Source organism: Shinella zoogloeoides (assembly GCF_020883495.1).
Lineage (GTDB): Bacteria > Pseudomonadota > Alphaproteobacteria > Rhizobiales > Rhizobiaceae > Shinella > Shinella zoogloeoides.
Genome location: NZ_CP086612.1, coordinates 77,933 through 103,406 on the forward strand (window position 1 = coordinate 77,933; position 25,474 = coordinate 103,406).

The 25,474-nt window shown below is 68.0% G+C and carries 23 protein-coding genes and 1 pseudogene; 15 read left to right on the forward strand and 9 right to left on the reverse strand.

Annotation, left to right across the window (positions count from 1 at the left end; genetic code table 11):
* Positions 1-90: 90 nt before the first annotated feature.
* From kduI to K8M09_RS21630, 5 genes are all read left to right on the forward strand, one after another.
* The gene (gene kduI / locus K8M09_RS21610) at positions 91-915 is read left to right on the forward strand and encodes a 5-dehydro-4-deoxy-D-glucuronate isomerase (protein WP_160786549.1); all 825 of its coding nucleotides are present in this window, start codon (positions 91-93) and stop codon (positions 913-915) included.
* Positions 912-1,655: a 2-dehydro-3-deoxy-D-gluconate 5-dehydrogenase KduD gene (kduD, locus tag K8M09_RS21615; protein ID WP_160786548.1), complete on the forward strand. Its 744-nt coding sequence runs from the start codon at positions 912-914 to the stop codon at positions 1,653-1,655. The genes kduI and kduD overlap by 4 nt, the downstream gene beginning before the upstream one ends.
* A gap of 102 nt (positions 1,656-1,757) precedes the next feature.
* A complete protein-coding gene (gene kdgD / locus K8M09_RS21620) occupies positions 1,758-2,669 on the forward strand; it encodes a 5-dehydro-4-deoxyglucarate dehydratase (protein ID WP_160786547.1) in 912 nt (303 codons plus the stop codon).
* A gap of 21 nt (positions 2,670-2,690) precedes the next feature.
* Entirely contained in the window at positions 2,691-3,827 is a 1,137-nt protein-coding gene (locus K8M09_RS21625; RefSeq protein ID WP_160786546.1) for a mandelate racemase/muconate lactonizing enzyme family protein, read from the forward strand.
* Between the two features lies 1 nt (position 3,828).
* Positions 3,829-4,701 (forward strand): amidohydrolase family protein, encoded by an 873-nt coding sequence (locus K8M09_RS21630; protein WP_160786545.1) that lies wholly within the window; start codon positions 3,829-3,831, stop codon positions 4,699-4,701.
* 71 nt (positions 4,702-4,772) lie between these two features.
* Here K8M09_RS21630 and K8M09_RS21635 read toward each other — a convergent pair whose 3' ends face one another.
* Positions 4,773-5,693, reverse strand: coding sequence for a helix-turn-helix domain-containing protein (locus tag K8M09_RS21635; protein WP_160786544.1), 921 nt, complete (start codon positions 5,691-5,693; stop codon positions 4,773-4,775).
* Between the two features lie 212 nt (positions 5,694-5,905).
* Between K8M09_RS21635 and K8M09_RS21640 the strand changes: the two genes are divergently transcribed.
* The 10 genes and pseudogenes from K8M09_RS21640 to K8M09_RS21685 all read left to right on the forward strand — a co-directional run bounded on the left by K8M09_RS21640 (position 5,906) and on the right by K8M09_RS21685 (position 16,445).
* Positions 5,906-6,787 (forward strand): carbohydrate ABC transporter permease, encoded by an 882-nt coding sequence (locus K8M09_RS21640; protein ID WP_160786543.1) that lies wholly within the window; start codon positions 5,906-5,908, stop codon positions 6,785-6,787.
* Between the two features lie 4 nt (positions 6,788-6,791).
* Positions 6,792-7,688: a carbohydrate ABC transporter permease gene (locus K8M09_RS21645; RefSeq protein ID WP_380735129.1), complete on the forward strand. Its 897-nt coding sequence runs from the start codon at positions 6,792-6,794 to the stop codon at positions 7,686-7,688.
* A 2-nt stretch (positions 7,689-7,690) separates the two neighbouring features.
* A complete protein-coding gene (locus tag K8M09_RS21650; protein WP_160786542.1) occupies positions 7,691-8,785 on the forward strand; it encodes an ABC transporter ATP-binding protein in 1,095 nt (364 codons plus the stop codon).
* A gap of 38 nt (positions 8,786-8,823) precedes the next feature.
* Positions 8,824-10,089 carry an ABC transporter substrate-binding protein gene (locus K8M09_RS21655; protein WP_160786541.1) on the forward strand — a complete coding sequence of 422 codons (1,266 nt, stop codon included), beginning with the start codon at positions 8,824-8,826 and terminating at the stop codon, positions 10,087-10,089.
* Positions 10,090-10,163: 74 nt separating this feature from the next.
* Positions 10,164-11,707, forward strand: a pseudogene (gene pglA / locus K8M09_RS21660) (polygalacturonase PglA).
* 9 nt (positions 11,708-11,716) lie between these two features.
* Entirely contained in the window at positions 11,717-12,808 is a 1,092-nt protein-coding gene (locus K8M09_RS21665; RefSeq protein WP_160786539.1) for a glycoside hydrolase family 88/105 protein, read from the forward strand.
* Between the two features lie 89 nt (positions 12,809-12,897).
* Entirely contained in the window at positions 12,898-13,146 is a 249-nt protein-coding gene (locus tag K8M09_RS21670; RefSeq protein WP_160786538.1) for a type II toxin-antitoxin system VapB family antitoxin, read from the forward strand.
* Positions 13,143-13,556: a type II toxin-antitoxin system VapC family toxin gene (locus K8M09_RS21675; RefSeq protein WP_160786537.1), complete on the forward strand. Its 414-nt coding sequence runs from the start codon at positions 13,143-13,145 to the stop codon at positions 13,554-13,556. The genes K8M09_RS21670 and K8M09_RS21675 overlap by 4 nt, the downstream gene beginning before the upstream one ends.
* Positions 13,557-13,658: 102 nt before the next feature.
* Positions 13,659-14,945, forward strand: coding sequence for a glucoamylase family protein (locus tag K8M09_RS21680; protein WP_160786536.1), 1,287 nt, complete (start codon positions 13,659-13,661; stop codon positions 14,943-14,945).
* Positions 14,946-16,445 (forward strand): mercuric reductase, encoded by a 1,500-nt coding sequence (locus K8M09_RS21685; RefSeq protein WP_160786535.1) that lies wholly within the window; start codon positions 14,946-14,948, stop codon positions 16,443-16,445. It begins immediately after the preceding gene.
* Here the strand turns inward: K8M09_RS21685 and K8M09_RS21690 are convergent.
* From K8M09_RS21690 to K8M09_RS21725, 8 genes are all read right to left on the reverse strand, one after another.
* The gene (locus K8M09_RS21690) at positions 16,394-18,184 is read right to left on the reverse strand and encodes an ABC transporter ATP-binding protein/permease (RefSeq protein ID WP_160786534.1); all 1,791 of its coding nucleotides are present in this window, start codon (positions 18,182-18,184) and stop codon (positions 16,394-16,396) included. The genes K8M09_RS21685 and K8M09_RS21690 overlap by 52 nt on opposite strands.
* Positions 18,185-18,299: 115 nt before the next feature.
* Positions 18,300-18,755: a D-erythrulose-4-phosphate isomerase gene (derI, locus tag K8M09_RS21695; protein WP_160786533.1), complete on the reverse strand. Its 456-nt coding sequence runs from the start codon at positions 18,753-18,755 to the stop codon at positions 18,300-18,302.
* 26 nt (positions 18,756-18,781) lie between these two features.
* The gene (locus K8M09_RS21700) at positions 18,782-19,552 is read right to left on the reverse strand and encodes a triose-phosphate isomerase (protein WP_160786532.1); all 771 of its coding nucleotides are present in this window, start codon (positions 19,550-19,552) and stop codon (positions 18,782-18,784) included.
* Positions 19,549-20,322, reverse strand: a complete 774-nt coding sequence (locus K8M09_RS21705; RefSeq protein ID WP_160786531.1) for a DeoR/GlpR family DNA-binding transcription regulator — start codon at positions 20,320-20,322, stop codon at positions 19,549-19,551. The genes K8M09_RS21700 and K8M09_RS21705 overlap by 4 nt, the downstream gene beginning before the upstream one ends.
* 82 nt (positions 20,323-20,404) lie before the next feature.
* Positions 20,405-21,349: a sugar-binding transcriptional regulator gene (locus K8M09_RS21710; protein ID WP_160786530.1), complete on the reverse strand. Its 945-nt coding sequence runs from the start codon at positions 21,347-21,349 to the stop codon at positions 20,405-20,407.
* A 74-nt stretch (positions 21,350-21,423) separates the two neighbouring features.
* A complete protein-coding gene (locus K8M09_RS21715; RefSeq protein WP_160786529.1) occupies positions 21,424-22,359 on the reverse strand; it encodes a sugar phosphate isomerase/epimerase family protein in 936 nt (311 codons plus the stop codon).
* 7 nt (positions 22,360-22,366) lie between these two features.
* Positions 22,367-23,878, reverse strand: coding sequence for a glycerol-3-phosphate dehydrogenase (locus K8M09_RS21720; protein WP_160786528.1), 1,512 nt, complete (start codon positions 23,876-23,878; stop codon positions 22,367-22,369).
* 43 nt (positions 23,879-23,921) lie between these two features.
* Positions 23,922-25,472, reverse strand: coding sequence for an FGGY-family carbohydrate kinase (locus K8M09_RS21725; RefSeq protein ID WP_160786527.1), 1,551 nt, complete (start codon positions 25,470-25,472; stop codon positions 23,922-23,924).
* Positions 25,473-25,474 lie beyond the last annotated feature (2 nt).

Consider the following 25,474-nt stretch of genomic DNA (forward strand, 5'->3'; position numbering starts at 1 on the left):
TCCAGTGAGGCTCTTGACCTCGGCATTCTTATAATACAATAAGGCTTAACATATATTATGACCTGTCTGCAACACCCGAAGGAGACTCGAATGCTGACCGTCGAAACCCGGCAGGCTATCCACCCGGAGCATGCGCGCACGCTCGATACGGCGGGCCTGCGCCGGCATTTCCTGGCCGCCGACATGTTCCGCCCCGGCGAGATCCGGCTGATCTACACGCATTACGACCGTTTCGTCATGGGCGCGGCGGTGCCGGACGGCGCGGCGCTGACGCTCGACCGGGTGGAGGAGACGAAGACCCCTTCCTTCCTCGACCGGCGCGAAATGGGGATCGTCAATGTCGGCGCGGCCGGCACGGTGACGGCGGGCGGCAAGACCTATGCGCTGGCGCGCGGCGACGTGCTCTATCTCGGCGCGGGCACCGGCGCGGTCAGCTTCGCAGGCCGGGGCCGCTTCTACATCGTCTCCTGCCCGGCCCACCGCAGCCTGCCGGCGCGCCTTGTGACGATCGCCGACAGCAAGGAAGTCAGGCTCGGCGCGGCCGAGACCTCCAACAAGCGCACCATCAACCAGTTCATCCATCCGCTCGTCATGGAGAGCTGCCAGCTCGTGCTCGGCTATACGACGCTGGAGGACGGCTCGGTATGGAACACCATTCCCTCCCACGTGCATGACCGGCGCATGGAGGCCTATCTCTATTTCGGCATGGACGAGGCCGCCCGCGTGCTGCACCTGATGGGCGAGCCGCAGGAGACGCGCCACCTCTTCATCGCCAATGAGGAGGGTGCCCTTTCGCCGCCCTGGTCGATCCATTCGGGCGCGGGCATCGGCTCCTATACGTTCATCTGGGCGATGGCCGGCGACAATGTCGACTATACCGACATGGACTTCATCCAGCCGGCGGACCTGAGATGAGAAATTCCTTTTCCCTTGAAGGACATAAGGCGCTCGTCACCGGCGCCAATACCGGCCTCGGGCAGGCCGTCGCCATCGGCCTTGCGGCCGCCGGAGCTGAGGTCGTCTGCGCCGCCCGCCGCGCACCGGACGAGACGCTCGCGCGGATCGTCGAGGCCGGCGGAACGGCAAGCGCGCTGGCGCTCGATTTTGCCGATCCCATGGCGGCGTCCGGCGTCTTCGCCGGCGCGGGTTTCGATGTTCTCGTCAACAATGCAGGCATCATCCGCCGCGCCGATGCGGTCGATTTTTCGGAAGAGGACTGGGATGCGGTGATGGACGTCAACCTCAAGGCGCTGTTCTTCACCACGCAGGCCTTCGCCCGCGAGCGGCTGGCCAAGGGCGCGCCCGGCAAGGTGATCAACATCGCCTCGCTGCTCTCCTTCCAGGGCGGCATTCGCGTGCCCTCCTATACGGCGGCCAAGCATGGCGTGGTCGGCATCACCAAGCTGCTCGCCAACGAATGGGCGGCGTGGGGCATCAACGTCAACGCCATCGCGCCCGGTTATATCGAGACCAGCAATACCGAGGCGCTGAGGGCGGATGCCGATCGCAGCCGCGCCATCATCGAGCGCATCCCTGCCGGCCGCTGGGGCCGGCCGGAGGATATCGCGGGCGCGGCCGTGTTCCTCGCCTCGGCGGCGGCGGGCTATATCCATGGCGCGGTGCTGAATGTCGATGGCGGCTGGCTGGCGCGATAGACGTTGCGCCGACTTGTATTATTACTTGTATGATGACTTGTTGACATTGCCGTGACGACTGGCTTATGAAGAGGCCAGTCGTCTCCAGAGAGGAACCAAGACATGACCCCCGAACAGATCAAGGCCGCGCTCGGCTCCGGCCTTCTTTCCTTCCCGGTCACGCATTTCGATGCAGAGGGCCGTTTCGCACCGGAGAGCTACAAGGCGCATGTGGAATGGCTTGCCGGCTATAAGGCGCCGGTGCTGTTCGCGGCCGGCGGCACGGGCGAGTTCTTCTCGCTGAAGCCGGGCGAGATTCCCGGCATCGTCGCCGCCGCCAAGGAGGTTTCGGGCCAGACCGCCATCGTCTCGGGCTGCGGCTATGGCACTGAGATCGCGGTCGATATCGCCCGCTCTGTGGAAACGGTCGGCGCGGACGGCATCCTGCTCCTGCCGCATTACCTGATCGATGCGCCGCAGGAAGGTCTTCATGCCCATATCAAGAAGGTCTGCCAGTCGGTCGGCATCGGCGTCATGGTCTATAACCGCGACAACTCCGTGCTGCAGGCCGATACGCTGGCGCGCCTTTGCGACGAATGCCCGAACCTCATCGGCTTCAAGGACGGCACCGGCGATATCGCCCTCGTGCGCCAGATCACCGCGAAGATGGGCGACCGGCTGATGTATCTCGGCGGCATGCCGACGGCCGAGCTTTTCGCCGAAGCCTATCTCGGCGCCGGCTTCACCACCTATTCCTCTGCCGTGTTCAATTTTGTGCCGGGCCTTGCCAATGAATTCTACGCCGCGCTGCGCGCTGGCGAGCGGGCCACCTGCGAACGCATCCTGACGGATTTCTTCTATCCGTTCATGGCGATCCGCAACCGCGCCAAGGGCTATGCCGTCTCGGCGGTGAAGGCCGGCGTGCGGCTGCAGGGCTTTGCCGCCGGCCCCGTGCGCGCGCCGCTGAAGGACCTGTCGGACGAGGAGCTTGCCATGCTTGACGCGCTGATCGGATCGCACAAGCGTAAAGTATAAAGCACAGCCGGGGAGGGACCCATGAAGATCGTCGCCGTTCGCACCCATCTGCTCGAACATCGCCTGGAAACGCCTTTCGAAAGCGCCTCCATGCGCTTCGACCGGCGGGCGCATGTGCTGGTCGAGATCGAATGCGACGACGGCACCGTGGGCTGGGGCGAATGCCTCGGCCGGGCGCGGCCCAATGCGGCCGTGGTCGCGGCCTATGCCGGCTTCCTGATCGGCAAGGACCCGCGCGAGACGGAAAAGCTCTGGGCCACCCTCTACAACGCCCTGCGCGACCAGGGGCAGCGCGGCCTTGCCGTCACCGCGCTGTCCGGCATCGACATCGCGCTCTGGGACATCAAGGGCAAGCATTACGGGGCGTCCGTCTCCATGCTTCTCGGCGGGCGCTGGCGCGAGAGCGTGCGTGCCTATGCCACCGGCAGCTTCAAGCGCGACGGCGTCGACCGCATCGCCGACAATGCCGCCGAGATGGCGGAGCGGCGGGCGCAGGGCTTCCATGCCTGCAAGATCAAGATCGGCTTCGGCGTGGAGGAGGACCTGCGTGTCGTCCGCGCCGTGCGCGAGGCCATCGGGCCGGACATGCGGCTGATGATCGACGCCAACCACGGCTATACGGTGCCGGAGGCGATCCGCCTCGGCAAGGCGGCGGCGGAATGCGATATCGACTGGTTCGAGGAGCCGGTGGTGCCCGAGCAGCTTTCCGCCTATCGCGAGGTGCGCGCCGGCCAGCCGATCCCCGTCGCCGGCGGCGAGACCTGGCATACCCGCTGGGGCATGTGGCCGGCCATCGAGACCCGCGCCGTCGACATCCTCCAGCCGGACCTGTGCGGCTGCGGCGGCTTTTCCGAGACGGCGAAGATCGCCGGCCTTGCCACGCTGCACGGCATCCGCGTCGTGCCGCATGTCTGGGGCACCGGCGTGCAGATCGCCGCCGCGTTGCAGTTCATGGCGGCGATGGTGCCCGATCCGGTGCGCGTCGCGCCGGTCGAGCCGATCCTGGAATTCGACCGCACGCACAATCCCTTCCGCCAGGCCGTGCTGAAAACGCCGATTGAGGCGGTTGGCGGCGTGGTGGCGGTCCCGGACGGTCCCGGCCTCGGCATCGAGATCGACCGGGCGGCGCTGGCCGAGTTCCGCATGCCGGAGGCGTGAGATGCTGGAACGCAAGCTTTCCGGCGCGCCGCCCGAACCCCGCCTGCCGCGGGGCGCGGTGGACACGCAGATGCATGCCTATCTTCCCGCCTATCCCGCTCTGCCGGGCGGGCCGGGCCTGCCGCCCGAGCCGCTGCCCCAGCCGGCCGATTACCGCAAGGTCATGGACTGGCTCGGCATCGACCGGGTGATCGTCACGCAGGGCAACGCCCACCAGCGCGACAACGCCAATACGCTCGCCTGCGTCGCCGCGCTCGGCCCGGCGGCCCGCGCTGTCGTCGTCATCGACGGGGCGACGGACGATGCGGAGATGGCGCGCCTTGCCGCCGCCGGCGCCGTCGGCGCGCGCATCATGGATCTGCCGGGCGGGGCCGTCACGCTCGCCGGGCTTGCCGCCGTCGAGGCTCGCGCCCATGCGGCGGGCTGGATGATCGCCGTGCAGTTCGACGGCAACACGCTGCTGGAGCGCCTGCCGCAGCTTCAGGCCATCCGCGCGCGCTGGGTTTTCGACCATCACGGAAAATTCTTCCGCGGCGTCTCGCCGGATGGGCCGGAGGTCGCCGCACTGCTGAAGCTCATCGACCGCGGCAATGTCTGGTTCAAGTTCGCCGGCGTCTATGAAAGTTCGCGCGAGGGCTGGCCCCATGGCGATGTCGCCGCCGTCTCCCGCCGCATCGCCGCGCACGCTCCCGAGCGCATCGTCTGGGGCACCAACTGGCCGCATAACATGGTCCGCGAGACCGCCGCCTATCCCGACGACGCCCGCCTTGCCGACCTCACGCTCGGCTGGCTGCCCGATGCGGCGGCCCGCGCGCTCGCCCTCGTCGACAACCCGCAGGCGCTCTACGGCCTGCCGGCCGTTTGCGGGCCATGACCGGGACATTTCCAGCAGGCGTGCGCAGCGGTTTTGCGCCCGCAAATGCCGTCAGCAGCCACGGCGCGCCCTCAGTCCGCCGCGCGGGCGGTCGCAAGGCGCTTCTGCTGCTCCGGCTCGTCCAGCTCCATCAGGCCGCCATGCCGGCTCTGCCGCACGCGCTCCACATGGTCGCGCGGGCTGAGCCCAAGCGTGCGCTTGAACATGCGCGAGAAATAATAGGCGTCCGCATAGCCGACCTCCGCGCCCGCCGCGGAGACCGTAAGGCCCGCTTCCAGAAAATGCATCGCCCGCTCCATGCGCTTCAACTCCTGGTACTTGCGCGGTGTGCGGCCGACGCGCTTCTGGAACTCGCGCAGGAAATAGTCGGGATTGTAGGGCGAGGCCTCGACCGCCCGGGCGGCGATATCCGCGTCGAGCGGATTGGCCGAGATCATCGTCGCCGCCTTCATCACGGCAAGGTCGATGGCGTCGGCACCCTCCGGCTGGTAGGCCGCATGGTCGCGCCAGCCGAGGAACGCATCCTCGATGAAGGCGATCAGCAGCACCATGAAGAGGTGATGCTGGCCGAGCGTGACGGAGGAGGGCGGGGCGCTCTGGCGGTAGTGGCGGGCGAGCGGCTCCAGCAGCGGCCAGCGCGTGAGCCGCACCTTCGGCGACAGCGCCATCTGGGCGATGAGGTCGTGCCGGCCGTAGATATCGAGCGTGAAATGCTGCGCCACGCCGAGATAGGTCTGCGCCCCCTCGTTCCAGCCGACGAAGCGCTGGCCGCGCAGGATCAGCATCGCCTCGCCCGGCTCCATCGTGCGCGGCTCGCCGTCGATGAGGTAATGGCTGCGCCCTTCCAGGCAGATCACGAGGTCGTCCACCGGGTTCACCTTGTCGATCCGCCAAGTCTGCGAATGCTCCATGCGGATGGCGGCGCGGGTGAGATTGAGGGTCAGCGCCGCCGGCGGGATGGAGGAGAGGATGCCACCTTCGATTTCGTCCATCTTTTCCCTCGCTATTGTGAATTCAAAACCACTGAAAAATGCGGGAACTTCATCGCATACACCGCCAATGCGACCGTAAACATCTGGGAGGAGATCGGTTTGCGGCAGAAAAGGCTTTCAATGCCCCAACTGCCAGCGCCGATCCGGGAGCGTGACTTGTACGAAATTGTATCAATGATTGCAGGCTTTTTCCACCGGCCGGGAGGCGTGCGGTGAAGGGGCAGCGTTTTCTCGGTCTGGGCTACCTGACGCCCTATATCGTCGGCCTTCTGGTCTTCACCGCCATTCCGTTCGTCGGCTCGTTCTACCTGAGCTTCACGAGCTACGACCTGATGAGCGAGCCGCGCTGGAGCGGCCTTGCCAATTACGTGAAGCTTTTCACGCGCGACCGCACCTTCCTGAAGTCGCTGAACGTGACGCTGCTCTACGTCTTCCTGACGGTGCCGCTGAAGCTCGCCTTCGCGCTCTTCATCGCGGCGATCCTCAATTACCGGCTGAAGTTCATCGGCTTCTTCCGCACGGCCTTCTACGTACCGTCGATCCTCGGCGGGTCGATCGCCATCGCCGTGCTCTGGCGCTATATCTTCGCGACCGAGGGGCTTGCCAACATGGCCCTCGCCACGCTCGGCTTCGGACCGGTCGACTGGTTCGGCGATCCGGGCAATGCGCTCTTCACGATCACCCTGCTGCGCTGCTGGCAGTTCGGCTCGGCCATGGTGATCTTCCTCGCCGCGCTGCAGTCCATCGACAAGTCGCTCTACGAGGCGGCGGCCATCGACGGGGCGGGCAAGACGCGCACCTTCTTCTTCATCACCCTGCCGCTTCTGACGCCGGTGATCTTCTTCAACCTGATCATGCAGATGGTCCAGGCGTTCCAGGAGTTCAACGGCCCCTACATCATCACCCAGGGCGGGCCGCTGAAGGCGACCTATCTTCTGCCGCTCTACATCTATGACGAGGCCTTCAAGAAGTTCAACATGGGCTACGCCTCCGCCATCGCCTGGGTGCTCTTCGTCATCATCACCGCGCTGACCCTCGTCGCCTTCTGGTCGTCGAAGAAGTGGGTCTACTACGCCGGCGACAAGAGGAGCTGACGCCATGACCATGACAGTGACCGACCTTGATGCCTTCAACGAGCGGCAGGCCGCCCGCCGCGCAAGGCTGAACCTTCTCTCGACGGCGATCCGCTACGTGATGCTCTTCGCCGTCGGATTCGTGATGCTCTATCCGCTGATCTGGCTGGTGGGCGCGAGCTTCAAGACCAATTCGGAGATCTTCTCCGGCGCGGGCTTCCTGCCGCGCAACCCGACCCTCGACGGCTATATCAAGGGTTGGCAGACGTCGACGCCCTACACGTTCGGCCGGTTCTTCTGGAACTCGTTCCTGATCATCCTGCCGAAGGTGATCGGCACGGCGATCTCCTGCACGATGGCGGCCTATGCCTTCGCGCGCTTCGATTTCCCGCTGAAGAAGCTGCTCTTCGGCTCGGTCATCGCGATCCTGCTGCTGCCGAACGTCGTGACGCGCATTCCGCAGTACCTCCTCTTCCGCGACCTCGGCTGGCTGGACAGCTTCCTGCCGCTCTGGGTGCCTTCGGCGCTGGCGGGCGACGCCTTCTTCGTCTTCATGCTGGTGCAGTTCCTGCGCTCGCTGCCGTCGGATATGGAGGAGGCGGCGCGCGTCGACGGGGCCAACAGCCTGCAGACGCTCGTCTATATCGTCGTGCCCATGCTGGCCCCGGCGCTGATCTCGGTCTGCCTGTTCCAGTTCATGTGGACGATGAACGACTTCCTCGGGCCGCTCATCTACCTCTCGTCCGTCGACAAATATCCCGTGAGCCTCGCGCTCAAGCTTTCCATCGACACGACCGAAGCCTTCGAATGGAACCGCATTCTCGCAATGTCGGTGCTCACGATCGCCCCCGCGCTGATCGTCTTCTTCGCTGCGCAACGGTACTTCATTGAAGGGATCTCCTCCGGGGGGATCAAGGGCTGATCATGGCTAAGGTTCAACTGAAAAATCTCGAAAAAGTCTACGGCAACAGCTTCAAGGCCGTGCATGGCATCGACCTCGACATCGAGGACGGCGAGTTCATGGTGTTCGTCGGCCCGTCCGGCTGCGCCAAGTCCACGACGCTGCGCATGGTGGCGGGGCTGGAGGAGATCACCGGCGGGGAAATCCTCATCGGCGACCGGCGCGTCAACGACCTGCCGCCCGCCAAGCGCTCGATCGCCATGGTGTTCCAGAACTACGCGCTCTACCCGCATATGAAGGTGCGCGGCAACCTCGCCTTCGGTCTCAAGATCGCCGGCAAGCGCAAGGACGAGATCGACGCGGCCATCGACCACGTCGCCCGCATCCTGGAGATCGAGCCGCTGCTGGACCGTCTTCCCAAGCAGCTCTCGGGCGGCCAGGCCCAGCGCGTGGCGCTCGGCCGCGCGCTCATCAAGAAGCCGGGCGTCTTCCTTTTCGACGAGCCGCTCTCCAACCTCGACGCCAAGCTGCGCGCCTCCATGCGCGTGCGCATCACCGACCTGCACCGCCAGTTGAAGGGCGAGGGCCTTTCCTCGACGGTCATCTACGTGACGCACGACCAGACCGAGGCGATGACCATGGGCGACCGCATCTGCGTCATGCAGGCGGGCCGCATCATGCAGGTCGCCGCGCCCAAGGAACTGTACAACCGCCCCGCCAATCTCTTTGTCGCCGGCTTCATCGGCAGCCCGGAGATGAACCTGATCGACGTGGCGGTGGAGGGCGGCGATTTCATCGTCGCCGGCCAGCGCCTGCCGCTCGGCCCGCATCTGGAGGGCCGGCTTTCGGCGCGGCCGAAGGAGGCCGTGCTCGGCATCCGCCCGCAGCATCTCTCGCTCGTTGGCGAAGGTCCGGCCTTCGAGGCGACGCTCACCAATGCCGAGTTCATGGGCCACGAGGTCTATCTGCATGCCGAGCTGGGCGGCAGGAAACTCGTCAGCGTCGTCGGCGCGGCCGAGTTCGATGCGCTCGGTGGCGCGCAGACCATCCGCCTGCGGCCCGACCCGGACAAGATGCATGTTTTCGACAAGGCCGACGGCCGCAACGTCTCGCTGTGAGACGGCGTCCGGCGCGATTTTTCAAGGAGGAGAACCCGATGAAACCGACCCGTATCGCCGCCGCGCTCGCCGGCGTCGCCTATGCCGCGCTTGCGCTCGCCACTCCGCTCCAGGCCGCCGAGCTGCGCATGGCCTGGTGGGGCGGTGAAAGCCGCCATGTCGCCACCCAGAAGGCGCTGGAGGCCTGCGGCGCCAAGCACGGCCACACCGTCAAGGGCGAGTTTACCGGCTTCGACGGCTATCTGGAAAAGCTGACGACCCAGATGGCCGGCCAGACCGAGGCCGACATCATGCAGGTCAACTGGCCGTGGCTGCCGCTGTTTTCCAAGGATGGCGCAGGCTTTGCGGACCTGCGCGCGCTGAAGGGTCTCGACCTGTCCAACTGGTCGGAAGACGACCTGAAGGCCGGCTCGATGAACGGCGTGCTGCAGGGCCTTTCCGTTTCCACCACCGGCCGCGTCTTCTTCTTCAACGAGACGACCTTCCAGAAGGCCGGCGTGCCGATCCCCAAAAGCTGGGACGAGTTCTTCGCGGCGACGAAGACGATCAAGGAAAAGCTCGGCGCGGATTACTACACCTTCAACGCCGTCAAGGAGACCGCGCAGCTTCTGGTGACGCTGGCCGTGGTGCAGAAGACCGGCAAGGACCTCGTCGACCCCGCCACCAACCGCGTCGCCTGGACGCCGGAGGAGCTGGCCGCCGGCATTTCCTTCCTCGGCAAGCTGGTGGAGACCGGCGCGATCCGCTCGCAGAAGGAAGAGGCCGCCGACGGCAACGTCAACCTCTTCGAGAAGCCTGCCTGGGCGGAAGGCAAGATCGCCGGCTCCTACGAGTGGGATTCGACCTATTCGAAATATGCCGACCCGCTGAAGGACGGCCAGGTGCTGCGGCCCGTCGCCATGCTGAAGCTCGCCGATGCCGTCACCGAGGGCGTCTATCGCAAGCCCTCCATGGTCTTCACGATCTCGAAGAATTCCAAGGATCCGGAAGCGGCCGCGCAGATCGTCAACTGCCTGCTGAACGAGCCGGAGGGCATCGATGCGCTTGGCACGGCGCGCGGCCTGCCGGCCTCGAAGGCGGCGGCGGCGCGGCTCGGCGACAGCGGCGAGCCGGAAGTGCGCGCGGCCAACGCCATCGTGATGGCCTCGTCCGGCCCGCTCGTCTCGCCCTTCAACGAGCACCCGGAAATCCGCGCCGCCTTCATCGATACGCTGGAGGAATATGCCTATGGCCAGATCAGCGCCGAGGACGGCGCCCAGCAGATCATCGATACGGTGAACGACGTGCTGGCGAAGTTCGACTGACGCCCACGCCCGCCCGCCGCGCTCCTCCCGCGCGGCGGGCACCCACGCCTTGCGGCAGAAGACCGAGACACATCATGACCCGACCGTCCCTCATCGCGCTGACCACGCGCATGGCAGCGCTGTGCCTGCCGACACCCGGCGCCCGCCACCATCTGCCGGCGGCGGTGCGCTTCCGGCTGACCTCGCCTTCGGGCGAGACGGTCGGGGTGACCGACCGCGTGGTGACCGTGCTCGACGGTCTGACGCCGGGCGCGGGCCATCGCTTCGAGGCCGAAGGGTTCGCGGCGATCGAGTTCACGACGCCGGCCTGCACCGGGCTGGTCGAGGCGGCGGGCTTCGGCCTCGTGCCGGACAGCGCGCCTGACGACCTCGACGCGGCCCGCGCCAATGCGACAGCGCTCGCGCGTGCCGTCGCGGCGGCGCCCGAGGCGGCACGCTGCAGCTCGGGCCGGGCGTGTGGACGGCCTTTCCGCTGGCGCTGAAGGGGCGCATGACCTTCCACCTCGCCGAGGGCGCGGTGCTGCGCGCGCCTTCGGGCCGCGCCGGCTGGCCGATCCTGCCGGCGCGCGATGCGGCCGGCGTCATGCTCGGTAGCTGGGAGGGGCTTCCCGCCGCCTGCTTCGCCGCCCCGCTCCATGCCATCGGCGCGGAGGGGCTGGCGATCGAGGGCAGGGGCACGCTCGACGGTTCCGGCGGCAGGGGCGACTGGTGGACCTGGCCCAAGGAAACGCGCGAGGGCGCGCGCCGGCCGCGCGGCCTGCATCTCGTCGGCTGCCGCGACGTCACGCTCCTCGGCTTCACCATTCGCGACGCGCCCTCCTGGACGATCCATCCGCAGGGCTGCGCGCGGCTCACTGTCGCCGGCCTCACCGTCATCGCTCCGCATGACAGCCCCAACACCGACGGCCTCAACCCGGAAAGCTGCCGGGACGTCACGATCTGCGGCGTGCGCTTTTCCGTCGGGGACGATTGCATCGCGATCAAGGCCGGCAAGCGCGGGCCGGATGGCGAGGACGATCACCTTGCCGAAACGCGCGGCGTTGCCGTGCGCCACTGCCTGATGGAGCGCGGCCATGGCGGCCTCGTCATCGGCTCGGAAATGTCGGGCGGCGTGCATGATGTCGCCGTCGAGGACTGCGAGATGGTCGGCACCGACCGGGGCCTGCGGCTGAAGACCCGGCGCGGGCGCGGCGGGCGCATAAGCGGCATCGCCATGCGCCGCGTGCTGCTCGACGGCGTGGAGACCGCCTTTTCCGCCAATGCGCATTACCACTGCGATGCCGACGGACACGATGAGCGGGTGCAGTCGCGCGCGCCGGCCGCCGTCGACGCCGGCACACCCTTCATCGACGGCATCGATATCGAGGACGTGGAGATCCGCGGTCTCGGCCATGCCGCCGGCGCCTTTCTCGGCCTGCCGGAAGCGCCGGTCCGCAATGTCCGCATCCGCCGCGTCCGCGTCGCCTCGCTGGACCCGGACGCCATCGCCACCCCGCCCGTCATGGCTGACCATGTGCGCCCGATGCGCCACGAGGGCATCGCCGCCGAACAGGCCGAGATCGATTGTGACGATCCGGCCCTCCTGTCCGGCAACCCCGTTTCCCTGCCTTCCAGTTGAGACCCCGCCATGCATGTGACCGATTATTTCGACCAGTTCGCCACGCGCTACCAGCCCTACAAGGGCGGGAGCTGGTGCTATGAGGACGGCTGCGTCTATCGCGGCCTGCAGCTCCTTGCCGAAGCGACCGGCGAGGCGCGCTGGAACGACCATCTCCACCGGCTGATCGACCCGCAGGTGGCCGCGGACGGCACGCTCGCCGGCTACGATCCGATGGAATACAATATCGACAACATCCTCGCCGGCCGCGTGCTCTTCCCGCTCGCCGAGGCGACCGGGGAGGAACGCTACCGCAAGGCGGCCGGCCGGCTGGCCGACCAGTTGAAGACCCATCCGCGCATCGCCAGCGGCAATTACTGGCACAAGAAGCGTTATCCGCATCAGGTCTGGCTCGACGGCCTCTATATGGGCCTGCCCTTCCAGATCGAATATGCCCGGGCGAACCGCCGGCCGGCCCTTGTCGCCGATGCGCTCCAGCAGCTTTCGACCGCGCTGGCTTTGACCGCCACCCGCAACGGCCTGTACGCGCACGGCTATGACGAAAGCCGCGCGCAGGCCTGGGCGAACCCCGTCACCGGCCAGTCGCCGGCGGTCTGGGCGCGCGCGGTCGGCTGGCTGGCCATGGCGCTGGCCGACGTGCTGGCGATCCTGCCCGACGACGCGGCGACCGCCGCGCTGCGGGCGCGCAGCCGGGCGCTGTTCAACGAGATCGCGATCCGCCAGACGAAATCCGGCCTGTGGATGCAGGTGCTCGACGCGCCGGACCTTGCCGGCAACTATGCCGAAAGCTCGGCGACCGCCATGTTCGCCTATGCGCTGCTGCGCGCCGCAAGGCACGGCCTCTTCGGCAAGGAGGAAGTCGCCGTCATCGTTCGGACCGGCAAACGGGCGCTCGACGCGCTGCTCGCCACCCGCCTTGCCGCGGGCGAGGACGGCATCGTGCGCTTCACCGGCATCGTCCACGTCGCCGGCCTCGGCGGCTTCGATGGCGTCTACCGCGACGGCTCGCCCGCCTACTACCTCACCGAGCCCGTGGTCGCCGACGACGCCAAGGGCGTCGGGCCGCTGATGATGGCCTATGCGGAGTCCCTGCGGCTTTAGCGCCGGTTGCCTGGTGGGATGGCTAGCCATCTTCTGCCATCTTGATGGCTAGCCTGCGGCGCCTTATATTGGCGTCAAAGGAGACGGGCATGGCCGCACCGCAACTTTCCGTTCGAAGCTCCAAGGCGCGCGATCTGGCTCACAGGCTGGCCCGCCGCGAGAACCGCTCGATTGCCGAGGTGGTCGAGCGTGCGCTGGAAGCCTACGAGATTCGCGAGGTGGGGCGGGAGCCCGCGGCGCGCTTCTATGCGCGCCTCAGTGCTGAAGCGGGGACGGATATCGATCTCGACGCCGTTATCCGGGAAGGCCGCCAGCCGCATCGGGGCCTCGACCTTTGATCTTTCTCGATACCAATGTCGTTTCCGAGACGCTGAAGAAAGCGCCGGATGAGGCTGTCATCGCCTGGCTCGTGCGGTTCGATGCGGAACTGGCCTTGCCGACGGTGACCATTGCCGAAATCGCCTTCGGGATTGCGAAGGTAAGGCCGGACCAGCGTGCCGACCGGCTTGAACAGGGTTTGCTGGAGTGGCGCCGTCGCTTTGCCGACCGCATTTTCGGCTTCACCGAGGAGGCCGCCATCGCCTATGGCGACATCATGGGCGAGGCGGCGCGCAAGGGTAGGGGCATGTCCGCCCCCGACGGCATGATCGCCGCCATCGCCCGCATAAACGGCGGCCGCCTTGCGACCCGGAATCGAAAGGATTTCGAGACAGCGGGACTTAACCTCATCTCACCGTGGGAGTTTTGAGGCCCCCACGATTGATCGTTCTCGATCCGTAGCAAGGCACGGGCGTCGTTGCTATGGTGGGCGGGCGTGGCCGGCGTTCCGGTTCGTTCCAGAGGCGGGCCCATGGATGGCTTGAGGCAACTTTCGGATGAGGCACTGGTCCTGCGGTTGCAGCGGGCGGCCTTTTCCTATCTGGTCGATTATGCGGATGAGGAGACCGGCCTTGTGGCGGATACGTCGCGGCCCGGCTCGCCCTGCAGCATCGCCGTGGTGGGTTTTGCCCTGTCGGCCTATCCCGTGGCGGTGCGGAACGGCTGGATGCCGCGCGCCGAGGCGGCGGCGCGCACGCTGAAGGTGCTGCGCTTCCTGCAGGGCGGCGTGCAGGGCGAGGCGGCCGACGCCATGGGCCACCGGGGCTTCTTCTATCATTTCCTCGACATGCGCACGGGCCGGCGCGTCTGGCAATGCGAGCTGTCGCTGATCGACACGGCGCTGCTGATGGCGGGCGTGCTGGTGGCGGGCGGCTATTTCGACGGCGGGGGCGAGGAGCGCGAGATCCGCGACCATGCCGACGCGCTCTACCGCCGCGTCGACTGGCGCTGGGCGCAGAACGGCACGGACGGCCTGTCGCAAGGGTGGAAGCCGGAATGCGGCTTCCTCCATTACGGCTGGGAGGGCTATAACGAGGCGCTGATCCTCTACATTCTCGGGCTGGGATCGCCGACCTTTCCGCTGACGGCAGGCTGCTACGGGACGTGGAGCCTGACCTATCAGTGGGAGAACCTTCTGGGCCGCAACGTGCTCTATTCCGGCCCGCTATTCACCCATCTCTTCTCCCATGCCTGGATCGATTTCCGGGGCATCCGCGACGCCTTCATGCGCGAGAAGGGCAGCGATTATTTCGAGAACACGAAAAGCGCCGTCGCCATCCACCGCGAATATGGCGAGCGCAACCCTTACGGCTTCGAGGGCTATGGCCGCGATCTCTGGGGCGTGACGGCGGGAGACGGGCCGTCGGTCGCGGCGCTGCGCCAGAGCGGGCGCGACCGGCGCTTCTACGGCTACATGTCGCGCGGCGTGCCCTACGGGCCGGACGACGGCACGCTCTCGCCCTGGGCGATGCTCGCCACGCTTCCCTTCACGCCCGAGGCGGCGCTGGCCGGCACGCGCCACCTGCTCGCGCGCTATCCGCAGGTCTGCCCGGGGGACCGCTTTTCCAGCGGCTTCAACCCGACGCTGCCGGGAGAGGCGGGCGGCTGGCTGTCCGAGGGATGGTACGGGCTGGACCAGGGTCTCCTCGCCATGTCGCTGGAAAATCATCGCAGCGGACTGATCTGGCGGATTTTTCGCGATTGCGGCTATGTGCGCGACGGGCTTGCCCGCGCCGGGTTTGAGGGCGGGTGGTTATAGATGCGGCGGCATGAGACAGCATCGGGATCGGACGACGAGGCGCTTTTGCGCAGGCGCGTGCGCCCGGCGGACTGGCGCCAGCCGGAACCGAAGGCCCTCTACGACCTTGCGATCGTCGGCGCGGGGCCGGCGGGGCTGGAAGCGGCCGAATGGGCGGCGCGGCGCGGCTTTTCCGTTGCGCTGGTGGAGCGTGAGAACCTTGGCGGAAACTCGCTGAATGCCGGCTCCGTGCCTTCCAAGGCGCTGATCCGCACGGCGCAGGTGCAGGACGGCATGCGCGAGGCCGATGCCTTCGGCGCGCCGCTGCCGGAAGAACCCTCGCTCGATTTCGCCGTGGCGATGGCGCGCATGCGCCGCATTCGCGCGCGTGTCGCGGTGTACCATTCGGCGCATGAGCTTGCCGCGCTCGGCATCGATCTGTTCTTCGGCGCGGCCCGCTTTGCCGGCGCGCATGCGCTTGCGGTCGGCGATGCGCGGCTGTCCTTCCGCAAGGCGCTCGTCGCCACCGGCGCGCGGCCGCACATCCCGGATATTCCCGGCCTCGAACAGGCCGGCTACCGCACGAGCGATACCGTCTTCGACATGCCGGCGCTGCCGAAGCGGCTGGCGGTGATGGGCGGCGGGCCGCTCGGCTGCGAGCTGGGACAGGCCTTCTGCCGGCTCGGCGCGCATGTGACGATCGTGCAGAACGATCCGAAATTCCTGCCCCGCGAGGAGCGCGACGCGGCCGAGATACTCTCCTGGGCCATGGCGCGCGACGGCATGGACATTCGCCTCAACACCGTTGTCACCGGCGTGCGGCGGGAGGGGGACACACGGGTCCTGGAAACCCTTAACAATGCGGTGCGCGGCGAGATCGCGGTCGATGAAATCCTCGTCTGCACCGGGCGGGTGCCCAATGTCGAGGGCCTCGATCTTGCGGCGGCGGGTGTCGCCTTCGCGCCGGGCCGGGGCATCGTCGTGGACGATTTCCTGTGCAGCACGAACCCGGATATCCATGCTGCCGGCGATGTCTGCCTGCCGCTGAAATTCACCAATGCCGCTGAGGCCTCGGCGCGCATGGCGGCGCGCAACGCGCTGCAGCAGGCCGGCCTGCGGCATGACGGGGCGGCCATTCCCTGGTGTACCTTCTGCGACCCGGAGATCGCCCATATCGGCCTTCAGGTCTGGGAGGCCCGCCGGCGCTCTATCCCCATCAAGAGCTATACGGTGATGCTGAGCGACGTCGACCGCGCCATCACGGACGGGCAGGAGACCGGCTTCGTCAAGATCCATGTGGCCGAGGGCAGCGACCGGATTCTCGGCGCGACCATCGTCGCCTCGCGGGCGAGCGAACTGATCAACGAGATGGCCGTCGTCATGAGCACCGGCATCGGCATGGCGGCGCTGGCCGAGGTGGTGCATACCTATCCGGCGCAGTCCCGCGCGCTCATGCTGGCCGCGCAGGCCTACAGGCGCGATGTCGACGGCGCGGTCCGGCCGCCGCCGCCGTCGGCCTGAACGGGCAGCAGGCGAAGGGTGCGGGTGAAGAGGCCCGTCCGGTCCTCCCCGGCTCCCATGGCAAGGACCGCCGCTTGCGCCAGATCGCTGCGCAGCAGGGATGCCGCCCTCTCTCCGTCCTTGCCGGCCAGGAGGTCGTCCACGTCGTCGATCACGATCCAGCGCGGGCGGTGCAGCAGAAGCTGCGCGAGGCTCAGCATGCGCCGCTCGTCATTGCCGAATTCGTGCTCCCAGCGGGCGCTGCGGTCGAGCGACGGGATGAGGCGTTCCAGCCCCGCCCGCCGCAGGGCGTCGCCGATTGCGTCGTCCGGATAGGCGTCGGCGTCGCGCGGATAGCTGAGGGCGGCGCGCAGCGTGCCGGAGGGCAGGTAGGGATCGCGCACCAGGAAGGCCATGCCGCCGTCTTCCGGCAGGCGGATGCCGCCATGGCCGCGGCACCACAGGCCGGCGAGCGTGTGCGTCAGCAGCGTCTTGCCGGCCCCCATCGCACCCGTGACCAGCACGCGCTCGCCGGGGCGGATCGTCACCAGCGGCTCCGACAGGCGCACCGCGCCGGTGGGCGTCTCCATTTCAAGGCCGTCGAGCACGATGGCCGGCTCGGGCGAGCGGGTGAGCGCGACGCGGCTTGCCGCGTCGTCGGCCTTTTCGGCATCGAGCAGCGCGAGCCGGAAGGCGGCCACCCGGCGCAGCGTCGCCCGCCAGTCCGCAATGGCGCCGATATTGTCGACGAACCAGCGCAGCGAGGCATGGAACTGGTTGAAGGCGCCGACGGCCATCATCAGCCCGCCGAAGGTCATGTCGCCGCCGAAATAGACCGGCGCGGCGATGACGATGGGCGCGACGATGGTCAGCCAGCCATAGCCGGAGGTGACCCAGGCGAGGCGCACCATGGCGGAGACGATGCGGCGCGCGGCGGCGATGACGGCGGCAAGGTCGCGTTGCAGCCGCCTTGCCTCGTCGGCCTCGCCGGCGGAGACGGAGATGGCGTCGATCTGCTCGTTCACCCGCACGAGGGAATAGCGCAGGTCCGCCTCGCGCGCGTAGCGCTCGCCGTTGAGGGCGATCAGCGGCCGGCCGACCATCCAGCTCAGCCAGGAGGCCGTGCCCGAATAGAGGATCGCCGCCCAGACCATGTAGCCGGGAATCTGGAAGGCCTCGCCCCACAGGTGGAAGACGAAGCCCGAGGACAGCGCCCAGAGCACGCCGACGAAGCTGGCGAGCAGCACGCTTGCCTGAAGCAGGCCGACGCCGAGATCCACGGAAAGGTCGCTGAGATGGTGCGCGTCCTCGTGCAGCCGCTGGTCGGGATTGACGCCGATCTGCCCCTGCCGCGCCACGCGGAAGGCGCGCCCGGGGGCAAGCCATGTGTCGATCATGTCGCGCGTCAGCGCTTCCCGCAGCTTCAGGTGCAGCATCTGGTTGAGCCAGAGCTGCGCGATGTTGAGGGCGAGCAGCGCCCCGGCGATTTCGAGGAAGACGAGGAGCTGGGCGAGGAAGGCCGGCAGGTCGCGGCGTTGCAGCGCGTCGTAGAACGGCTTGTTCCAGCCGTTGAGCACGATCTGCCCATAGGCCGTGGCGAGGATGACCGCGAAGATGCCCGCGGCGATGAGGACCAGCGGTCGGCGCAGCGGCGATGCGCCAAGGGCGTCCGCCATGGTGGCCAGATACTGGCGCAGCCGCCGCTCCCCGGTGTCGCCGGGTGCTGCGCGGGCCGCGATGCCGGCGCTGTCCTTGGTCATGCTGAGGCCTCTTCAGAGAACGTCAGGTGACTATAGCGCACCTGCCGGCCCCGTCCATTCGGGGCGAGGCCTCCGGGGCGGGAGAATGCCGGGCGGGCCGCGCCCGGCATTTGCCTTATTTTGCCTGGTACTTCGCGCCGACCGCGTCGATCGCCTCGACATTGCCGGCCGAGCGGCCGTTTTCGTCGAAGGTCTGGGCGAGGTAGGCGTCGGCGATGGCCTTGGCCAGTTCCGGACCGATGACGCGGGCGCCCATGGTGATGATCTGGGCGTTGTTGGACAGGGCGGCGCGCTCGGCCGAATAGGTGTCGTGGGTCAGCGCGGCGCGGATGCCCGGCACCTTGTTGGCCGAGATGCAGACGCCGATGCCGGTGCCGCAGACGAGGATCGCCCGGTCGTATTCGCCGGCGATCACGGCGGAGGCGACGCGGTCGGAGAGATTGGCGTAGAAGGCGTCCGGCCCGGCGTCGGTGCGCGAGATTTCGGAGACGTCGTGGCTGGCCTTCAGGTGATCGGCGAGGATCTTTGCGAGGCCTTCGCCTGCGCTGTCGCCGGCAATAGCGAGTTTCATGGGAGTGCTCCTTCTCGAATGGTGGCTCAGATGGTGGCGGCCACGCGCACCAGGATGTCGAGATAACCCTCGACCTTCCAGGCCGAGCGGCCGATGAACAGCCCGTCGATATGCGGGCAGGCGATCAGTTCGGCGCAGTTCTGCGGGTTGACGGAACCGCCGTAGAGGCAGGGGACGGCACGGCCGAGAACGCCGCGCGCCACTTCGGCGATCTCGGCATGGCGGGCGTCCGCATAGTCCGCGCTGGCCGGAATGCCCTTCTCGCCGATTGCCCAGACGGGCTCGTAGGCCAGGAGGACCGGGGCCTGTTTCTGCGCGCCCTCCAGCCGGCCGAGCGCGCCGCGGACCTGCCGCGCCAGCACGTCGGCGGCGCGGCCGCCCTCACGGTCGGCCAGCGTCTCGCCGATGCAGATCAGCGGCACGAGGCCGTGGCGCACGGCGGCCTCGGCCTTGAGGCCGACCGTCTCGTCCGTTTCGCCGAAATGCTCGCGCCGCTCGGAATGGCCGAGTTCGACGAGGTCGAGGCCGCAGTCCTTCAGCATGAGCGGCGAGACCTCGCCGGTCCAGGCGCCCTCGTCGGCCCAGTGCATGTTCTGCGCGCCCACCTTGACGGAGGTGCCGGCCAGCATCGCCTTGACCTCGCGCACGGCGGTGAAGGGCGGGATGACGAAGCGCTGGACGCGGGGATCGCGGCCGCTGTCGGCAGCCTTCAGGCCCTCGGCGAAGGTCTTCGCCTCGGCCAGCGTCTTGTTCATCTTCCAGCTCGTGCCGACCCACACATTGCGGCCCTGGCTCATGTCGTCGTCTCCTTGGCGATGCGCACCACGGTTGCCTCGCCAAGCTCGGCGGCGGTGTCGTGGGGCAGGGGTTTGTCCGAGATGACGGTGTCGAACTCGGTAAGGTCGGCCAGCACATGCAGCGCCGTATGGCCGAAGCGGCGGTTGTTGATCAGCAGGCAGGTCTGGCTGCTCGCGCGCATCATCGCCCGCTTGCTGCGCACCACGGCCTCGTCCATGTGATAGGCGAGACGGCCGGCCGCGGCCGGGGCCGAGATAAAGGCGATATCGGCGCGCAGGCGCGACAGCGCCTCCTCCGCGACGATGCCGAAATAGGCGTTGAACCGCACGGAATAGACACCGCCGAGCGCGATCAGCGTCACGCCGGAAAGGCCCTTCGCGCGCTCCATGATCGCGGCATTGTTGGTGACGAGGGTGATGGGCTTGTGCGTCTGCGCCAGCAGGTCGCCGAGCACCGCGGCCATCGAGCCGTCGTTGATCATCACGGTCATGCCCGGCTCGACCAGCGCGGCGGCGGTCTCGGCCAGCGCGCGCTTCACGTCGGCTTCCTGCCGTTCGCGGAAGCGGAAGTCGCTCTCGAACTGGGTGCCGGCGTCGATGGTCGCGCCGCCGCGCACCTTGCGCAGCACGCCGGCCCGCTCCAGTTCGTCCAGGTCGCGGTGAACGGTCATCCTGGAGACGCCGAAACGCGCGGCGATGTCGTCCAGCTCGACGGCCCGGCTCTCGACGAGAAGATTGATGATCTCCTGCCTGCGCTCTTCCCGCTTCACCGCACCCTCCATCCCGCGCTGTGGATGTTATATAACATCGTTCTTCCCGGATTATAACACGAATAATGTGAATTTGTGATTTTCAGGCGGAGCTTTCCAGCAGCAGCCGGGCGGTGCGCTCGTCAGTGATCAGGCCGTGCAGCCGGTGGCTGTGCAGCACGGCGCGGATGGCTTCGGTCTTGACCGGGCCGCCGGCGATCGCGACGACCCGGTCGCCGCCGGTCTCGCGGAAGGAGGCGGCGAGCGTGCGGGCCGTCACCGATGTCTCGAGGATGCGGCCCTTGTTGTCGAAGAAATGGCCGAGCAGCTCGCCGACGCCGCCGAGCGCCGCGATCTCCTCCAGCTCCTCGGGATGCAGCATGCCGGAGGTGACGAGATGGGCCTGGTTGTCGACGGTGCCGATGCCGACGATCTTGAGGTCGGCGTTGCGGGCAAGGTCGAACACCTCGCTGACGCCGCGCTGGGAGAGCAGCACCTCGCGGTCCTCCTCCGTATTGGCGAAGAAGGGAACGGGCATCACATAGGCCTGCGAGCCGGTCTTGGCGGCAAGGCGATGCATGACGTCGTAGGGATTGGCCGCATAGTTGCGGGTGAGGCCGCCGAGCAGGGACACGAAGCGCGTGCCGCCGGCGCTGACCCGGGGCAGGTGGTGCACGGCGGCCGAGAGCGTGCGGCCGTGGCCGAGGCCGATGACGGCGGCCTCCCCATGCTCGATCTCGCGGCGCAGGAAATCCGCGCCGGCATGGCCGAGCGTCGTCAGCGCCAGTCCGTCGTCGTCGATATCGGGCGCGACCTCGCAATAGTCGAGGCCGTACCGCCCGGAAAGCGCCACTTCGAGGTTGACGCATTCGGCGATGTCGCCGTCGATGCTGACCTTCACCACGCCCTCGGCGACCGCGCGCGCGATCAGCCGGTGCGCCTTCACCGAGGGAATGCCGAGCCGCTTGGCGACGGCGGACTGGGTGAAGCCGCCGACATAGTGCAGCCATGCGGCGCGGACGGCGAGGGAGTCTTCGTTGTCGGTCATCGGCGGTATCCTGTCCTGCTCTGCGGCCCGAAACCGGTCCCGGGATCCGGTTCTAGCAAGCGGCTCTGCGGCGGTCAGCCCGGCTTGAGCGCGGATGCACCGGTATCGATATGCGGCGCCCAGAAGGCGACGCTCTCGGCGATCTGCGCGATGACCTGCCGGTCGTTCGGCTCGCGCTCCTTGAAGGAAAGCTCGAGGCAGATCTCGTTGTCTTCCGCCCCGCCCTCGGCAAGGGCCGCCAGCAGCGGCTCCGGCTGGATGCGGCCCCGGGCGTTGAACTCGGCGGTGAACGGCCGGTGGCCGCCCTTGTCCATCAGGCTTTGCTTGATGTGGATGATCGGCGAGACCTTCGGCACGGCGCGCGCCCAGGCATAGGGCTCGTAGTCGTCGGGATTGGCGGAGGTGACGTCGCCATGGTCGATATCGGCCATCATCCACATGGGAATAGCCATGCCGGCTGCCGTCAGGCGGTCCTGCAGCTTCAGGCATTCGGCGATGGTCTCGCCGAATTCGCGGCCGATGCTCATCGGCTCCCAGAAGACGTAGGAAAGGCCCGCGTCGCTCGCATGTTCCGCGACCTCGGCCCAGCAGTCGACGGCAATACGGATCAGCGCCTCACGGCGCGCCGGGTCGTCGTAGTCCCTGTAGGTGAAGATGGCGAACTGGGTGCCGACGGAGCTTCCCCCGAGATCGCCGATGATGTCGGCGAAGGTCTTGAACCATTCGACATAGTAGCGGCGCACATCTGCGTCGGGATGGCCGAAATGGTTGAGGCGGCCATAGGGGCCGGTCATGCCGGAGGTGATGCGCACGCCGGTGCGCTGCAAGGCCCTGTCCATCTGCCGCGTCAGCCGGCGGATCGTTGCGGCGCTCCAGCTCGGATTGATGAATTCGTGGGTGAGCTGAAGGTCGCGCAGCTTCAGATCGCGCGCGACGGTGTCGATGAGGTCGTCCGGATCGGCGAAGCGGTTGACCAGCGGATTGGTGTTGAGCGAGAGCGTCAGCGGCATGGGGTCCTCAGGCGGCTGCGGCGCTGGCGGCGCGGAACCAGTCGGCAAAGGCCGCGCGCTCGGCCGGGGTCAGGTGCAGGTAGTGCTTGGTGCGGCGATAGAGGATGTCCTCGGCCGTGCCGGCCCATTCGCGGGCGGCGAGGTAGCGCGCCTCCGCCTCGTAGAACTGGCCGCCGAAATGCCGGCCCAGTCCCTCCAGGTCGCGCGCGCCGGCGACGACGGCCTGCGTGCGCGTGCCGTAGAGCCGGCCATAGTGATGCACCAGCCTGCGCGGCATCCAGGGATAGGTCTCGCGCAGGCCGTTGGCGAAGGTCTCGTAATCGGCGTTCGGCATGTCGCCGCCCGGAAGCGGGGCGGCCTGCGTCCAGTCGGCGCCCATTTCGGGGAAGATGTGCCGCAGGCGGTGCAGGCCGCGCTCGGCAAGCTCGCGGAAGGTGGTGATCTTGCCGCCGAAGACATTGAGCAGCGGCGCGCCGCCGGTCTCGTCGAGGTCGAAGACATAGTCGCGGGTGACGGCGGACGGGTTGCCCTTGCCGTCGTCGAACAGCGGGCGCACGCCGGAGAAGGAATGCAGCACATCCTCGCGGCGCAGCTTCTCCTTGAAGTAGCGGTTGACCGCCTTCAGCAGGTAGTCGATTTCCGTCTCGTCGGCCGATACGTCCTCGGCGCGGCCCTCATAGGCGATGTCGGTGGTGCCGATCAGCGCCTTGTCGCCCTCGTAGGGGTTGATGAAGATGACGCGCTTGTCGTGGTTCTGCACCAGATAGGCATTCGCGCCCGCCCAGAACTTCGGCACGATGATGTGGCTGCCCTTGACGAGACGCACATTGCGGCTGGACTGGGAGCCGGCCACGCGGCCGATGACGTCGGAAACCCATGGGCCGGCGCAGTTGACGAGGCAGCGGGCGCGGAAGGTGCGCGTCTCGCCGGTCGCGGCGTTCCGCGTCGTCACGGTCCAGGCGCCGTTCTCGCGACTGGCGGAGACGGTCGGCGAGCGGGTGAGGACGAGGGCGCCCCGTTCGGCCGCGTCCACCGCGTTGAGCGTGACGAGGCGGGCGTCGTCCACCCAGCAGTCGGAATATTCGAAGCCGCGCGTGTAGCGCTCGAGGATCGGCGTGCCCTCGGGGTCGCGCCCGAGGTCGAGCGTGCGCGTGCCGGGCAGCTTCCTGCGGCCGCCGAGATGGTCGTAGAGGAAGAGGCCGAGGCGCACCAGCCAGGCCGGGCGATCCTCGGGGCTGTGCGGCAGCACGAAGCGCATCGGCCAGATGATGTGCGGCGCGGCGTTGAGCAGCACTTCGCGCTCGATCAGCGCCTCGCGCACCAGCCGGAATTCGTAATATTCGAGGTAGCGCAGGCCGCCATGCACCAGCTTGCCGGAGCGTGAGGAGGTGCCCTCCGCCAGATCGTCCTTCTCGCTCAGCACGACGGACAGGCCGCGTCCGGCGGCGTCGCGCGCGATGCCGGCGCCGTTGATGCCGCCGCCGATCACGAAGAGGTCAATAAGCTGGGGCTCGTTCATCTCGTTCTCCTTCGACGCCGCCTGCGGGCGGCGCAATCGTTCTTCAGCGCGCGGCCAGGATGTCCCATGCGGGCGCCACGCCGCGGCGGACCTCGGCATAGGCGGCAAACAGGCGCGTCATGCGTTCGGTTTCCTCGGGCGAAGGCCGTTCGGCCTCGCCCAGCGCGGGCGTCACCCAATCGGCAATGCAGTCGTCCATCGTGCGGTAGGCGCCGATGGCGACGGCCGCCATCATGGAGGCGCCGGCCGCGCCGGCCTCCTCGCGGGTGCTGATGCGCACCGGCGCGCCGAGCGCCGCCCCGAGCGTCCGGCGCAGCGCCGCCGAGCGCGCCGCGCCGCCGCTGACACGCAGCTCCGGCGGCAGCGCGCCCATGGCCGCGTAGCAATCCCGCGTCGCCATGCCGAGGCCCTCGACGACGGCGCGCACGAGGTCCGGATAGCGGTGGCGGCCGGCAAGGCCGGTGAAGCCGGCGCGGGCGCGCGCATTGACGAAGGGGCCGCGTTCGCCGGCCTCGGAAATATAGGGGTGGTAGAGCACGTTGCCGGGCCGGCTTTCGGCGAACCAGCGGTCGACGCGCCCGATCATCTCGTCGAGGCCCACCGTCACTCCGAATTCGCCGAGCAGGTCCGCGCCGAGCTGGAGCAGCCAGTCGAGATTGATCGTCGCGCCCATATTGGTCTGGACCTGGGTGACGATGCCGGGGATCGGCAGCGCGATGACATAGCCGGTCCGCTCCGCGTTCAGCACCACCTCGGCCACGGACTTCGCCTGGAGGTGGACGCCGGTCGAGCCGATGGCGGAGCAGGCGGCATTGCGGCCCTCGCTGCGCACGCCCGCGCCGAGCGCCGTCATGCACATGTCGACATAGCCGAGGCAGACGGGCGTTCCGGCCCTCAGGCCCGAGGCCGTCGCCGCATCCGCCGTCAGGGGATGGGTGGTTTCAGTGCCTTCGAGGACGTCCGGCAGAAGATTGCGGCGATGCGTCAGGCCGAGGGCGGCGAGCACTTCGCCGTCATAGCTGCGGGTGCGGAAATTGCCGAAGGTGAAGCTGACCTCGGAGGGATCGGTGGCGCGGATGCCCGTCAGGTTCAGGTAGAGCCAGTCCTTGCAGTGCATGGCCGTTTCGGCCTGCGCGAGCAGTTCCGGGACGTGGCGGTCCATATGGGCGAGCTGCGCGCCCTGCTGGCAGGTGTTGAGGCCGGTGCCGGTCGCCTCGAAGCGCCGCCGGTCCGCCTCGCCGGCGGCAAGCCGCTCGACGGTCGGCGCGGCGCGGGCGTCGAGCCAGAGCCAGGCGTCGCCGGCCGGGCGGTTTTCCGCCCCCACCAGCCAGGTGCCGTCGCCCTGCGCCGTCACGGCGATGGCGGCGGTGCGCTCGGCAAGGCGCTCGACCCGCTCGGCAAGGCCGCGCAGGGCGCGCGTGCAGTCGCGCCAGGTCTGGTCGAGCGACTGGGTGACGGAGCCGTCCTCGCCGGTGCTGTAGGCATTGCGCACGGAGGCGCTGGCGACCTGCCGGCCGGACAGCGTGAAGGCGACCGCCTTCATGACGGAGGTGCCGGCGTCGATGCCGATGATCAGGTCCGCCGGCTCAGCCATGG

What these genes read in the sequence shown, in the direction of transcription:
- K8M09_RS21720 (WP_160786528.1), bottom strand. Translation starts at nt 23,878, where the DNA reads ATGAACGAGCCCCAGCTTATTGACCTCTTCGTGATCGGCGGCGGCATC.
- K8M09_RS21635 (WP_160786544.1), bottom strand. Translation starts at nt 5,693, where the DNA reads ATGGACGAAATCGAAGGTGGCATCCTCTCCTCCATCCCGCCGGCGGCG.
- kduD (WP_160786548.1), top strand. Translation starts at nt 912, where the DNA reads ATGAGAAATTCCTTTTCCCTTGAAGGACATAAGGCGCTCGTCACCGGC.
- K8M09_RS21690 (WP_160786534.1), bottom strand. Translation starts at nt 18,184, where the DNA reads ATGACCAAGGACAGCGCCGGCATCGCGGCCCGCGCAGCACCCGGCGAC.
- K8M09_RS21715 (WP_160786529.1), bottom strand. Translation starts at nt 22,359, where the DNA reads ATGCCGCTGACGCTCTCGCTCAACACCAATCCGCTGGTCAACCGCTTC.
- K8M09_RS21655 (WP_160786541.1), top strand. Translation starts at nt 8,824, where the DNA reads ATGAAACCGACCCGTATCGCCGCCGCGCTCGCCGGCGTCGCCTATGCC.
- K8M09_RS21665 (WP_160786539.1), top strand. Translation starts at nt 11,717, where the DNA reads ATGCATGTGACCGATTATTTCGACCAGTTCGCCACGCGCTACCAGCCC.
- K8M09_RS21680 (WP_160786536.1), top strand. Translation starts at nt 13,659, where the DNA reads ATGGATGGCTTGAGGCAACTTTCGGATGAGGCACTGGTCCTGCGGTTG.
- derI (WP_160786533.1), bottom strand. Translation starts at nt 18,755, where the DNA reads ATGAAACTCGCTATTGCCGGCGACAGCGCAGGCGAAGGCCTCGCAAAG.
- K8M09_RS21700 (WP_160786532.1), bottom strand. Translation starts at nt 19,552, where the DNA reads ATGAGCCAGGGCCGCAATGTGTGGGTCGGCACGAGCTGGAAGATGAAC.
- K8M09_RS21630 (WP_160786545.1), top strand. Translation starts at nt 3,829, where the DNA reads ATGCTGGAACGCAAGCTTTCCGGCGCGCCGCCCGAACCCCGCCTGCCG.
- K8M09_RS21650 (WP_160786542.1), top strand. Translation starts at nt 7,691, where the DNA reads ATGGCTAAGGTTCAACTGAAAAATCTCGAAAAAGTCTACGGCAACAGC.
- K8M09_RS21725 (WP_160786527.1), bottom strand. Translation starts at nt 25,472, where the DNA reads ATGGCTGAGCCGGCGGACCTGATCATCGGCATCGACGCCGGCACCTCC.
- kdgD (WP_160786547.1), top strand. Translation starts at nt 1,758, where the DNA reads ATGACCCCCGAACAGATCAAGGCCGCGCTCGGCTCCGGCCTTCTTTCC.
- K8M09_RS21710 (WP_160786530.1), bottom strand. Translation starts at nt 21,349, where the DNA reads ATGACCGACAACGAAGACTCCCTCGCCGTCCGCGCCGCATGGCTGCAC.
- K8M09_RS21685 (WP_160786535.1), top strand. Translation starts at nt 14,946, where the DNA reads ATGCGGCGGCATGAGACAGCATCGGGATCGGACGACGAGGCGCTTTTG.
- K8M09_RS21625 (WP_160786546.1), top strand. Translation starts at nt 2,691, where the DNA reads ATGAAGATCGTCGCCGTTCGCACCCATCTGCTCGAACATCGCCTGGAA.
- K8M09_RS21670 (WP_160786538.1), top strand. Translation starts at nt 12,898, where the DNA reads ATGGCCGCACCGCAACTTTCCGTTCGAAGCTCCAAGGCGCGCGATCTG.
- K8M09_RS21645 (WP_380735129.1), top strand. Translation starts at nt 6,792, where the DNA reads ATGACCATGACAGTGACCGACCTTGATGCCTTCAACGAGCGGCAGGCC.
- kduI (WP_160786549.1), top strand. Translation starts at nt 91, where the DNA reads ATGCTGACCGTCGAAACCCGGCAGGCTATCCACCCGGAGCATGCGCGC.